This is a genomic window from Legionella sheltonii, from assembly GCF_026191355.1.
Classification (GTDB): Bacteria; Pseudomonadota; Gammaproteobacteria; order Legionellales; family Legionellaceae; genus Legionella; species Legionella sheltonii.
On record NZ_JAPHOQ010000002.1, the window covers coordinates 365,459 to 377,500 of the forward strand.

Sequence of the window (12,042 nt, forward strand, 5' to 3'; positions counted from 1 at the left end):
TACTCTTACAGATGTAAATCGATCCAATCTTTAAATCGTTTTAAACGATCCAATTGAAAATCCGGTCTATCAAGAGAATGATATTGATCAGGGTATATGATTAATTGTGTCGGTATATTTTGTGATCTTAAGGCTTGATATAATTGTTCAGAACCAACACATGGCATATTAAAATCCAAACTAGCACACATGAATAAAGTAGGCGTTTTAATTTTATCCGCTTTCATTAATGGATAACTTAATTTCAAATAAGTTTGCACATTGAGCCAAGGTTTACCCAATTCGGCTTCATATTCTAATGTATATTGATCCACACCATAATTCCCCAGGATATTCCCTGTCCCTGCCCCACTAATCGCGGCTTTAAAGCGTTGAGTGCTGGCAATAACATAATCAGTAAGCATGCCACCGTAACTCCAGCCACCCACCGCCAATTTATTAGGATCCACAATACCTTTCTTAATGACGTAATCAACAGCAGCTAAAACATCTTTGACATCTAAGTTACCCCAGTCTGCATGAATTGCTCTGGAAAAATCATATCCCCTTCCAGAACTTCCTCGTGGGTTGGGGGCTATAATTGCATATCCCTGGGCAGCGAGCCATTGCCAGTCAAAATTAAATTCATGGCTGAATTGATAAACTGGCCCACCATGTAAATTTAAAACAGCAGGATACTGATGACCTGTTTTGTAGTTTGCTGGTTTTACCAATAAACCTTCAATCACTGTTCCATCAGAACTTTTAAATTCAATATCATCTGCTGGTAAAAATTTTACTTGCTCTAAAAGTTTTTGATTATGGTGAGTTAGCGGCCTTAATGTATTTTCTACTGCAAAGAGTTCTGGTGGATGTTGATCATCCGAGGAGACAACTACGATGCGTCGATCTGCTGTTGAAAAATTACTATCAACTCGTAATCCATGAGTTAGTGCTTTAACGACACCCGTATGGACATTAATCTCACTTAGGTGAATATTTCTACTTATTTCAATTAATGCAAAGATATTTTTACCATCTTCAGACCACTTAGGTTTGGTAAACCAACGATCCACAGGAGCAATAATTTGTTCCTGTGGACTCGTCAATCCAACAACAGCTATTTGTGTAGGGGCATATATGTGGGAATGGTTACTATTACTCAAATAAGCGATTTCAGCGCTATCAGGACTCCATGCGGGAACAGACTCCCATTCTGGATCCATTTCTGCTCCAGGGGATTTGGTTAGCTGTTTGACTTTGCTTCCCGGTTTTGTCTTGATTACAAACACATCCGAGTTGAAAGTTCTATCGGGGTCGGTTCCTCTTTGTGACGCAAAAGCAATATATTTTCCATCTGGAGACCACGCTGGAGCCCATTCATCATAGGGTCCTGGAGTCAATAATTCAATGTGTTTACTTTGGATTGCGATACGATAAAGATGCGTTCTTTTTTCACCAAGATATCCTTCTCTATCTTTTTTAAAGAGAAATCGAGTAATGACTATGGGTTTGTTTTTAGATTCGTTTTCACTGCTTACTTTATGCCCAATAAAGGCGATATTTTGGGAATCTGGCGCCCAAGTAAAATCACTCACATCATACTGGTTATTCGTTAATTTAATTATTTCGCCGCTTTTTCTATTTAGTAATCTCAGATTTTTAGAATCACCTCGCTCTGATAAAAAGGCAATCCATAGACCATCAGGGCTCCATTTAGGTAAATAATTGCTTTCATTTTTACTATTCGTGAGTTGCTTTGACACACTTCCGTCATACGATACCAACCAGATATTACGGATTGCCTCCTTTTTGCTAACATTTTCTTCTAAAGTGTAGACAACCCATTTTCCATCTTTCGATAAGTCGGGTTCGTTAACCGTCTTAATTCGCATAAAATCGCTTAAAAGCGGCAACCTTTGCTCAGTCCACCCTTTTTCAAAAAAAATAATTAGGAACAACAATAGAGCGTGCTGAAGGCACCTATGGATTTTTTTCAAATCATATTTCCTTAAATAAGTACTTCTTTATGAATGAGTATTCACCATCATATCGTAACAAAATTGGCTTTGTTGAAAACAATCATCGGTTATTATTACCGCGAAAGCGGGAATGATCTATAAAATTAGTATATCTCACGCGCCTGGCAAGCTATTTTTCCAATAACGCACAAAATTTAGAGTTAATTCAAAGTATCATATAATCCTTATCTTATATATGAGTCAATGTCTTATTTTATAAAAGCTTTTTGCATGAATCTCTGTCGCGATAACAAATTAGAAGAGTACTTTTCAATTAACATCTTGAACTGCGGCCAATTTAAATTGATAGCGCCAAGTAGTTAATGTTTATCCAAGCAGAATAAATAATATAAACCCACTTAGTGTATTTTTTGAACAATTCAGGCTAAACTTAACACGTGGAGAATTAAAAGGAGCTTTTTATGATTAAGATATTAAGTGTACTCTTAATAGGATTATTCATGAGTATAAGTCCAATCGCATTGGCCTATAATGGATGGCATCACCACGGATATCACCATAGATATCATCATGGTTACCATGGTTATCATCATAGATATTATCCTGTCAGGTATCATCACCATGGTTATCATCATGGTTCTCATCACCGCTATCGTCATCATGGCTATCATCATGGATACCATAGATGGTAAGATATTAAAAAATAAAAGGTTTTAATAAAAACATCATCACATTACTGAATTCATAAGTATTCAGTAATGTGATTGCTCCAGCTAAAATATTTTGTGGTACCTCCAGTACTGTTTCTTACCTTCTTTTTTGTCACAAAAAATTTTTTATTACCCAACAGATCACCATATGAGATAACAATAATGACGTAAAAAAAACAATGATGTAAAATAAAGGCCAAAATTGATGAATTTATATCAAATTTTACAGGATTTCATGTCCACCAATACCTGAAAGAGACAAAAATTAAGGAAGCGATGCATGAGAGCAGTACGAGAGTTACGTAAACCCCACTCCCCCCTCCAGTACTCTATATTAAAAGAAGTACATCTGGACAATAAACCGAGTTTGATAGCCGGTATTTTTTCTGGCGACCGATGGCGTCATCGCAGTATGGGCTTAACATTAGACCAGATTACAGATCAAAAGAAGTTTGAAGAATTGCAATCTGATGCATCGAATAATTTAAAATTATGGGAAAAAGATAAAGTAGATCCTCCGCAAAAAGTTGAGGTAGTACATCAGGATTTTGGGGAGGCAACCCTAGAGGCAACTAAAAAGCATGGAAAAATATATCCTGTCCTCAACATGGCCAATTCGTTATTTCCTGGTGGAGCTGTTCTAGAAGGAGGAAGTGCCCAAGAAGAAAATATGTGGCATCGTTCAACTTGTGCGCGTTCATTACTTGCCAAAGGAGTTTATTATGATAAGGCACAAAAATGTTTTTTATATGATGAGAGCTCCAGAAAACTTTTAAATGCACAAGCACAAATGAGTCCTGAAGAACTGGAATCTTTAAGTATAAGACGTGGAGTAAAAACTCCTGAGGCCTTTAAAGTCTTTATGGATGATCAACCCCAGATTTGTTTTCGAGGAAAAGAAATTTTAGTTCCCATAGTGCTCGAAGAAGAGTTCACATCAAAGAAAATATTAACTACTGACACTAAATTGAGCTACACATTCCTTCCAAAAGAACAAATATTCCCTTTTTATGAAATCAGATCAGCTGCTCCTGAGCTCATAGGTAAAAAAATCGACTTTAATAATAAAGAATTTTTAAAGGAATATATACACGATTTAAGCCGTCGAATAGGAGCTCAACTGGATACTTTGATACTTAAAGGAAAAACTAATGCAGTCTTAGGCGCATGGGGATGTGGAAGTTTTAGAAATAATCCTGAAATTGTTGCCCAGATATATCGTGAAGAAATTACAAAGCGAGCGGAACATTTTCAACACATTGTATTCCCCATAATCGGAACAGAACATGATGCAAACTTCCAAATATTTAAAAAACATTTAGATGGTCTAGAGCTTGGACATTTAGCAAACAAATCAAGTTTAAAGGGCGTGGCGCAGGCGTTGCTTAATACCTATAGTCTTTATGCCTCAAGAGATAAGAAAACTACACCTCAGGAAGAAACCTCTAAGACTCCATCACCCTAGCTATTCGCCTTTTTAATTGGTTTGGTAGAACAAATCATAGGCTATTCCATGCACGCGCGAATCTATTCATTGAGCCTAAAGATGGATTTCCGCATGCAAGGGAATGACAAAGATGCAGTTCATTATCTGCTCCGCTCTTTAATTAAAGGGACGACCAAACTTTTTTTGCAAAAAAACAACCACTAACCAAACACTTAATGAATCTTTAAAAAACACCATAACCCAAAAATCATCAAAATGAACGAAAGAATATCCATTTTTCATTCAACAAAACAAAATTTATTTGGTATGATCCTTTTTAAAACACCAAGATCATATATCGGTCTTTCTTTTATTTAACTTGTTTAAATAACATCTGGGTATTTCTACTATGCAATCACGATTAGCACAATCTGCACTAAGAACACTAGCGACTTTTAATAAAAGTGTATTGTCCTCTCTGAACAAAACACAGGGTTCCCTATTTTCGCCTTTGTCTAATAAGTTGGATACAACTTATCCAAGATTATCGCCAACTGAAATAAATGAAGGTATTGCTCAATTGCATGACAGTCTTTCATCAGATAAGAACTTTATTTTTAGAGGAACCGAAGGAACTCAAGAAGTTCATGAGGCAATGACTACTGATTATCTGGGCATGTCTTCCATACAAAGAAAAAAAGCACCAAGCCACGATCTGGTCGATTACCTCGTAAGCAATAACAGTAGATACTTTTTTTCTACCTCTCCCTGTAAATACACGGTAAGACCTTATGCGGCAGGAATATCGATTATCCCGTGTAAAGGTTATATATGGGTATTGGGATTGCCCAAAGTGTACACAATCCCACAAAAACATTTGTTCTTAAATGAAGAAATGTTTGATAGTTATTCAAGAAGACAAATTCAACAATTAGAAAAAGACGAAAAATATCATCCCATTAAGGATACAGCAGCGAATAATAATGAAATAACAGTGATCGTTGGTGCTCGTAAAGAGGATAATTGGGCATTCAAAGTTTCTGAAGATGTAGCGAAAATAATTCAAGTTAGAGGACCAGGTCGTTTATTAAGTAAATTTATGTCTTCAGATGAAATTGTACATGTCCAAGACTGGACGAATCCTGAGTTCAAAAAAAGAGTATGGTCTCTTGAAGTAGTATTCTCGGAAGGAGTTAGCGCGAAATATTTTGATAAAATGAATTTCAGAGCTCGAGAGCTCGGATTAATAACGAGCGATGAACGGTTGCTTACACTCGATGATGCAAGTAGCGTGGTCGACTCTGAGGAGTTATATAATCTTAACGCGAACTATCGTACAACTGAGACTCATCGTGTATTAAAAGTTCATAAAGACATTCCTTTAGGACACAAAGAATCACTACTTGAGTACATAGTAGCTGAAATTAGAAGTAAAAAATTAGAAGAAATTGAACACAGAGATTGCCCATATACTTTATAAATATTGATTTAGCCTTCATCTAAATTAGCTATAAAGCCAGTCTTATTAAGTTCATAACCGAAGAAATTAGGACTGAACAAAATTAGAGGAACTGCCGGGAACAGACAGCTCACACACTATATGAGTTGATTTATAATCAAAACGCCCTTCTCCTCGAGGAGAGAAGGGCTCCGATAAGGCGGATCAGGGTAATTCATCCCTCTCCCATTGAGCCGGATATCTGGCCCCACCTCCATGATCGCCTGCTATCCCCATCGGCGAAGCATGACTTGCAATGAGCACAGCCTCCCTCCACTACTCCCTCCACTTGAGTAATCAGGTTTCAGCGGATAATTCGTACGTCCATAAACTAAATTATCGATTTCTAATGAGAGGCCTAATTCTGGCGTATTGGTCAAACCTAAAAAAATACTTCCCTTTCGCATTAAACGAGAAATAACTGTGGTTTCCTGATGGCATAAAGTATTCATTAAGCCTTGTGTGCCAAACGTAACAATATGGTTTGGAACAGCATATAAATCTTTCGCTGTAAAAGGGATACCAAATAATTCATCGGGTATAAAGTGAGTGTCTTTGAGCTTTTGATCCGCCTCAAAAGCAGCTTGACGGGCAACAGAGAAATCAGTTTGTACTAAAGCATTTATTATTGGATTTACTCTTTCTATTTCCCGAACAAAAGACTCAAGTAGCTCCGAAACCGTCAATTCACGACGGCGAATTAATTTTGCTAATGTCTTAACTGAAAGCTGATTCAATTCTGGCATATTTTTCTTCCAATCTTTACCAGGGAGGGGTTTCTGCTTTCCCTCTTAAAGAAAAAAGCTCCCCCTAAGAGATGGTACTATTTTTATAATCTAAACTGAAATTAGATTACTTTTTCATCCTCAAATGGATTGTCATATTGATAATGGCTCTTCTTAAATGAATTAAAGAAGAGCCATTTTGGATTAACGAACAAGAACATAGCGACCGTTTTCCAGTACATAGTGATGGCCATTATGATAAACAACGTGCTTATTATGGTAACTCGCTGGATGGCCGGTTACAACGCCAACCCCTGTATCAACTACCCTTCCAACCCCGTTACCTATAAATGCACCTGTATCAGCGACATAACCTACCCCAGTACCTACAACGTGCGCGGTGTAACCTACACCGGCTCCTACGGTTGAATTGCTGTATTGGCTTACATTATTCATTGTATTACAACCAACCAAGCTTAAAGACATGAGCATAGTTGATGAGATTATTATTCGTTTCATAGTTCACTCCTTGACTCTGACACATAATGACCACGCAATACACATATTGATCATTATAAGTATATATAGTTGATAAACAGGGTGTTTGTTAGGGATTTTCAGAAATATTTCTGTTGGTTTGTTTGAGGAAAATTAGGGATTTGAATTCTTAGCATGTATACGGTAATCAGGATGCATCTATAAAAAATAGGCAATATCTATGAGAGTTTTTACAATGAACACTTTAGTGATACTGCCTAGCAAATTAACTTATCGATTTCGGCTACTGCCTCATTCTATTTAGAAAGTTTGCTCATAAGCCGCAGGGCTGTTTTCTTCGAAATTTCTAAAGTTTTGTTCCGCTTCATTTTTCTTTTCGATATTAAAACAATCCTTTCTCTCTGCTGGATCTTTTATGCGCTCACAATTATTGTTTGCATAAGAGTTTGGATTTACTTCATCTGCAGCAAACGCGTTGAATGAAAATAATGCCATAATAAGAACTAATTTTTTCATCATTGCCCCATGTATTTATTTTTTATTGGCAAGGTAATCATACCTAATTCATACAACAAAATATAGGCAAGCAGGACAATATAGAAGTACTCAAGGAGCTCAAATACCTGAAGAAGCTAATTTTATTGCTTTTAGCTGAGGTTATTTGAGCACACAAAACTAATTATAAGCAAACTGCGTGCCCCAAAAAGTCATGAACTACAATGAAGAAGCGTTAAATGGGAAGTAGACTAAAAGATGAATCCAACTCCTCACGATACTTGCTTACTTGTTTCTGTTGAGACTCATCAATCACTATTTGCTCAACCGCGGTTACTAGTGCATAAGGTAAAGGTTTGACCGCTGTCGCCAAAAAGACCATTTGGTTATTATCACTACCTTTAAAAAGCGAATTATTTAGCCCTTGCACCGTGTCTTGTGTCTGCTGTATTTGTTTTACCAGTTGGTCTGCCTGGTCCTTCGCTTTAGTTGCATAATGATACGTAGCATATGCGCCACCCAATAAGAGTGGTAACCCAATAATCAATGGGACAACAGACCCAATAGAAGCTAAAACCAATACGAATCCTGTGACCACAGCGAATGCAGACAATGCCGAATTAAAACAACTATCAGCGGTAGATAATAATTGATGATTAAGTGCCGAAATCTTTTCAATAAATTGAGTTAAACCTTCCTTCTTGTCAGCAAAGTAAATATCGCTGTAAATACCGTGATTACGACTTTGTCTTCCTTGTATCGCAGCAAGATGGTATAACATCATATCAATAATATGGGCTAGATCGGAAATCTTCCCTTTGCGAATATAGGTCATTACCACATTTTGAAGTGTTTTCGACCAATGCGGTTGGGTATTATTAAACTCTCGGGCATACAAGGTCAGCTGTTTGGTAAATTGGATGGGTAAGGGCCCTCCAATATCCAAATCAGTGGTGCCACCAAAAAATCGACTATATTGTGGTAAACTGCCAACAAAAGTTTTATTTTTTACTGTCACAGTATTCAGTAAACTGACATACATGTAAAATTTAGCGAAATTATCAGTCTTTTGATTTTCAATCAGTTCACATAATGAAGACAATTGGCTCGATGGCATTATTTTTCTCAGGCTGTAAAAAATTGGTAATCGTACCATAAGATAAGATAAAAGATAACTTATCAATCGATAATGAATTGTATAAAATATCCAATTCAGAGCCAGTCGAGGCAGAGTACTTTATAGGTAAATGCCATTGTAATTTCAGCCACTGCTTCTCGGTTTATCACTTGAACATATAAAGGATCCTAGGCCCCCTTCATAATCTCATGATTGAATGTTGTTGATTCATTTATCTCCTTCGATGATTTGCAAAATCAATTCAGGTTGGATTGATACATAAAAATCATTGTGAATTTTTTTTAATCAAATTATTATGGTTGATTAAATCATAAATGACCAATTTACTTGCTATGACCAGACTTAATATTGAGAAAAATAATAATCGACCGATTAAAATTTCCCTTATGGGAAGCTCAGGTTCTGGTAAAACACAACTCCGTATTGCCTTAGAAGGTAAAGAATATCATCCCGATTTTTTCCCTTCGATGGGAATGGAGTTTTCAAGATTTAATAGTATATTTGATTATGAGGTTTGCACGCTTCCTGGAGCTCTGAGGTATAAATTTAGTGGATTTATACAAGGGTTAATACCTAATACCGTAAAGAATTCAGACATTAACATCATCTGCATAGATCCCTCCGAGAGGGATTCATTTAAAGAGGCTTGGTACTATGCTCGAGAGATCCGCAAAGTAGATACGAAAGCCCCCATCGTGATTGCCTTAACGCAACTGGATAAAAACTTGCCATGGAGGGTATCCGATGGAGAAATTCAAAGATTTAAGCTTTTTTATGGAATTACAAACGACACGATTGGCACGAGTGCAGCCCAAGGCGAAGAGGGCATTAAGGAATTGCGTGCGCTCACCCTTGCGCTCAAAAGGAAGTTACGTGGTGAGCAGGCAGAACCTGAAACAATGCTCACTTTAAACGATGTCCTACTGAACATTGAAAATTTTTGTCAAATGGCGAAAACTGGCTTAAGCGAATTAATGCAACACATTGAGAAATATCTTAAAAAACGCCCACCTCTTGCCAAACTTCCCCCAAAACTACAAAAGGCATGTTTGGCGGTACAAAATTTAATAGTTCAATTAGAAAAAGCGAAAGACATTCCCGAGCATCTAAGCCAGGTTTCTGAAATAGAAAAGAAAAACGCCCTGCTTGACGCATATCAGCAAGCAGTCGGTTATTTTGTGGAAAAAGTGAATAAAAATGTATTAAAAGTAAATCCTCCTCAGCATATCCTGCATGTGATACTACGACTGCTCCGCGCCCCCTTTATTGGATTTCGTATGTATAATGATAATGAGCTGAAAGAACTTCGACGATTTGAGCAACAAACGAGCCTAAAAGAAGAATTACAAAGTATGAAAAATAATAAAGGTCCTTGATTTAAATAAAGATAAACAAGGTACTTATGAAAAAAATGCCGATATTCTTTTGTTATTTATGGGGGGATTTGAGTTACTGAGAAGTAGTGCTTATTAAGCGTATGCCAATTGAAGGTTTTGGTATTGAAATCCACATAGTAAAATACCTCGGATCAGCATCAGGATATTCTTTAATCATTCGCTCTGCCAGGAGTTTCGTGCGTTGTTTAATGGCACTCTGTGTAAGCGCCTCCCCTTTTCCATCAAATTTATCTTCATCAATTTCCCTGATAGGAAGAGCTTTGGACCATACTCTTTGAGCTACTTTATTCTTTAATTCCTGAATTCCCTGTAACTGTTTAAGAATTACTTCTTTCACAACACACCTCCACTGTTTGATATTGAAATTTAGCAATGCATTGTCTTTGAGGTAAAGGAAAAAAGCAATGAATAAACATAGCCTACAACGAAACAATCAGATGAGAATTTTAAAAGAAATCAGGGATGATGCTCATCCCTAATATGTGGTTTTGTTGAACAGGTTACTTATGCTCAAACGTAACCATAGAATAAGTTTCAGCTGTATAGTAGGGCTCTTGGTCCACTTCATATTCTTTGGCTAACTCTGCGGCCGTTTTATGATCAACACATTGTATTCCCAGCTCACTGCATAGAGAAACAATTTCACTTGGTTCAAAAAAAGTTTTAAAAGGAGATTTTTTACTGGCAAACTCATCTAATGTTTTTTCTAAACACTTTTCTTTGGCGGATGAGTCTAATTGCTGTGCTCCTGTTTGCATCAAAGCATGCATATAGTCAAAGGTGATAACTAAGTGACTAAACTTACTGGATAAATCACGTAAGATTCTGATTACGTCTTCTTTTTCGAGATAGAATGTATTACCTTCCCATAAAATTAAAGTCGGCTTTGTGAAATCGACATCATTTTTTGCTAACTCTGCAATTAAATCACCTTTAACATAATCCAGACCAATATAAGTAGCATTTTTGTTAACGTATTGCTCAGCATATATCTGTTCTTTACATTTTAAAATTTGTGGCTGATCAATTTCAAAAAAGCGTACACCAAGTTGTTGCGTATATTTCAGTTTGCGTACAGGTAAGGTATCAAAGCCACTACCTAAAATAATAACCTGCTTTACTTCTTTGTTTTTCACAGCATCTGATACGGTTTTTCTAAAAAAACGTGTTCTCGTAGCCAATGGCAACCACATTCTTTTGTCGAGTCTTTGCTCTGCTTCCTCTTTAACTTGTTCATTAACAAAATTCTGCATCAGAGGATCTTTAAATAAATCGTCTTCTCTTGCGCCTTGCTTTTGTGTCAATGTTGGCCAATTTTTTTTAGATTTAGCCTCATTCTTCCAATAATTCGCTAACAAGGAGGTGGTAGCAACATTATGGTCTTTTAAAATTTTTTCATGCATAAAAGCAACTCTCTTATTTTAATAATTCATCTATAATCTGCTTCATGCCTGAATAATAGGCAGCATGATCGGCGTCTAAATATACAATATTATCGGTAACTTCTCTACTCATGCGTAATTGATCACTTAAGAGTAGCGCGTGATCATAACGGCAAACCAAAGAGCGCTTAGAAATACGAGTAAACTGTTCGCCGATATGAACTGGTTCAGTAAATGGTCGTAAAGGTTGTGCCTGTAATTTGGATAATGCTTTTTGCGTGTCCTCTTCACTACAACAGTTAAAAAGAACATTGATTAAAGCGGGTGAAAACTGCAGGCGAATTTCTTGTAATGTTTCATCAATAATTAAAAAAGGGGTAAGGTTATTTGATTCGGATTCTTGCGCTAGTGAAAACAGCGATTTCTGGTTTTGTGGGACATAACCTGCGACAAAAATGAGTTCGCGAATAGCATTTGGAATAACTTCGGCAACCTCTGAAATAACTAAACCCGCCATACTATGGCCAACAAGTATAACCTGCTCTTGTTGATGTTGAATTAATTGAACAACACGATTCACATAATCAGCGAGGCCTATTGAACTGCTTATTTGATTTTTTAAACTGCCATGCCCAGGCAAATCAGGTGTAAACACTTTATGCCCTTTCAGGGAAAGCTCTTCTGCAATACGTTTCCAGCACCAAGAAGCATGCCAGGCACCGTGAATTAAGATAAAGGTTTGAGAGTTCTGCATCGTTTCACTACTAATTAATCCTATTAGTTATTTTAAGAAAATTGAGACATTAAGTAAA

At 36.7% G+C, this 12,042-nt stretch carries 12 protein-coding genes; 4 read left to right on the plus strand and 8 right to left on the minus strand.

What is annotated here, in order from left to right; translation table 11 throughout:
- Nucleotides 1-5 precede the first annotated feature (5 nt).
- Nucleotides 6-1,874, minus strand: a complete 1,869-nt coding sequence (locus OQJ26_RS03630; RefSeq protein WP_265702573.1) for a S9 family peptidase — start codon at nt 1,872-1,874, stop codon at nt 6-8.
- Between the two features lie 548 nt (nt 1,875-2,422).
- Here OQJ26_RS03630 and OQJ26_RS03635 point away from each other — a divergent pair.
- From OQJ26_RS03635 to OQJ26_RS03645, 3 genes are all read left to right on the plus strand, one after another.
- Nucleotides 2,423-2,653: a hypothetical protein gene (locus tag OQJ26_RS03635; RefSeq protein ID WP_265702574.1), complete on the plus strand. Its 231-nt coding sequence runs from the start codon at nt 2,423-2,425 to the stop codon at nt 2,651-2,653.
- Nucleotides 2,654-2,951: 298 nt separating this feature from the next.
- The gene (locus OQJ26_RS03640) at nt 2,952-4,136 is read left to right on the plus strand and encodes a poly(ADP-ribose) glycohydrolase domain-containing protein (protein WP_265702575.1); all 1,185 of its coding nucleotides are present in this window, start codon (nt 2,952-2,954) and stop codon (nt 4,134-4,136) included.
- A gap of 370 nt (nt 4,137-4,506) precedes the next feature.
- Nucleotides 4,507-5,577 (plus strand): hypothetical protein, encoded by a 1,071-nt coding sequence (locus OQJ26_RS03645; RefSeq protein ID WP_265702576.1) that lies wholly within the window; start codon nt 4,507-4,509, stop codon nt 5,575-5,577.
- Between the two features lie 245 nt (nt 5,578-5,822).
- Here the strand turns inward: OQJ26_RS03645 and OQJ26_RS03650 are convergent, their stop codons facing one another.
- The 4 genes from OQJ26_RS03650 to OQJ26_RS03665 form a co-directional block, all read right to left on the minus strand.
- Nucleotides 5,823-6,341, minus strand: a complete 519-nt coding sequence (locus OQJ26_RS03650) for an amidase family protein (RefSeq protein WP_265702577.1) — start codon at nt 6,339-6,341, stop codon at nt 5,823-5,825.
- A gap of 183 nt (nt 6,342-6,524) precedes the next feature.
- Nucleotides 6,525-6,839, minus strand: a complete 315-nt coding sequence (locus OQJ26_RS03655; RefSeq protein ID WP_265702578.1) for a hypothetical protein — start codon at nt 6,837-6,839, stop codon at nt 6,525-6,527.
- A gap of 279 nt (nt 6,840-7,118) precedes the next feature.
- Nucleotides 7,119-7,337, minus strand: a complete 219-nt coding sequence (locus OQJ26_RS03660) for a hypothetical protein (RefSeq protein ID WP_237761258.1) — start codon at nt 7,335-7,337, stop codon at nt 7,119-7,121.
- 211 nt (nt 7,338-7,548) lie between these two features.
- Nucleotides 7,549-8,430: a hypothetical protein gene (locus OQJ26_RS03665; protein WP_265702581.1), complete on the minus strand. Its 882-nt coding sequence runs from the start codon at nt 8,428-8,430 to the stop codon at nt 7,549-7,551.
- 335 nt (nt 8,431-8,765) lie between these two features.
- Between OQJ26_RS03665 and OQJ26_RS03670 the strand changes: the two genes are divergently transcribed.
- Nucleotides 8,766-9,827: a GTPase domain-containing protein gene (locus OQJ26_RS03670; RefSeq protein ID WP_265702583.1), complete on the plus strand. Its 1,062-nt coding sequence runs from the start codon at nt 8,766-8,768 to the stop codon at nt 9,825-9,827.
- A gap of 73 nt (nt 9,828-9,900) precedes the next feature.
- Here OQJ26_RS03670 and OQJ26_RS03675 read toward each other — a convergent pair whose 3' ends face one another.
- The 3 genes from OQJ26_RS03675 to OQJ26_RS03685 form a co-directional block, all read right to left on the minus strand.
- Nucleotides 9,901-10,185 (minus strand): hypothetical protein, encoded by a 285-nt coding sequence (locus tag OQJ26_RS03675; protein WP_265702584.1) that lies wholly within the window; start codon nt 10,183-10,185, stop codon nt 9,901-9,903.
- A 163-nt stretch (nt 10,186-10,348) separates the two neighbouring features.
- Nucleotides 10,349-11,251, minus strand: coding sequence for a class I SAM-dependent methyltransferase (locus tag OQJ26_RS03680; protein WP_265702585.1), 903 nt, complete (start codon nt 11,249-11,251; stop codon nt 10,349-10,351).
- A 13-nt stretch (nt 11,252-11,264) separates the two neighbouring features.
- A complete protein-coding gene (locus OQJ26_RS03685; protein WP_265702587.1) occupies nt 11,265-11,984 on the minus strand; it encodes an alpha/beta hydrolase in 720 nt (239 codons plus the stop codon).
- Nucleotides 11,985-12,042 lie beyond the last annotated feature (58 nt).

Excerpts from the sequence above, each read along its gene's own strand:
- OQJ26_RS03650 (WP_265702577.1), bottom strand. The coding sequence starts at position 6,341 with ATGCCAGAATTGAATCAGCTTTCAGTTAAGACATTAGCAAAATTAATT.
- OQJ26_RS03645 (WP_265702576.1), top strand. The coding sequence starts at position 4,507 with ATGCAATCACGATTAGCACAATCTGCACTAAGAACACTAGCGACTTTT.
- OQJ26_RS03665 (WP_265702581.1), bottom strand. The coding sequence starts at position 8,430 with ATGCCATCGAGCCAATTGTCTTCATTATGTGAACTGATTGAAAATCAA.
- OQJ26_RS03660 (WP_237761258.1), bottom strand. The coding sequence starts at position 7,337 with ATGATGAAAAAATTAGTTCTTATTATGGCATTATTTTCATTCAACGCG.
- OQJ26_RS03635 (WP_265702574.1), top strand. The coding sequence starts at position 2,423 with ATGATTAAGATATTAAGTGTACTCTTAATAGGATTATTCATGAGTATA.
- OQJ26_RS03685 (WP_265702587.1), bottom strand. The coding sequence starts at position 11,984 with ATGCAGAACTCTCAAACCTTTATCTTAATTCACGGTGCCTGGCATGCT.
- OQJ26_RS03655 (WP_265702578.1), bottom strand. The coding sequence starts at position 6,839 with ATGAAACGAATAATAATCTCATCAACTATGCTCATGTCTTTAAGCTTG.
- OQJ26_RS03640 (WP_265702575.1), top strand. The coding sequence starts at position 2,952 with ATGAGAGCAGTACGAGAGTTACGTAAACCCCACTCCCCCCTCCAGTAC.
- OQJ26_RS03670 (WP_265702583.1), top strand. The coding sequence starts at position 8,766 with ATGACCAATTTACTTGCTATGACCAGACTTAATATTGAGAAAAATAAT.
- OQJ26_RS03680 (WP_265702585.1), bottom strand. The coding sequence starts at position 11,251 with ATGCATGAAAAAATTTTAAAAGACCATAATGTTGCTACCACCTCCTTG.
- OQJ26_RS03630 (WP_265702573.1), bottom strand. The coding sequence starts at position 1,874 with ATGCGAATTAAGACGGTTAACGAACCCGACTTATCGAAAGATGGAAAA.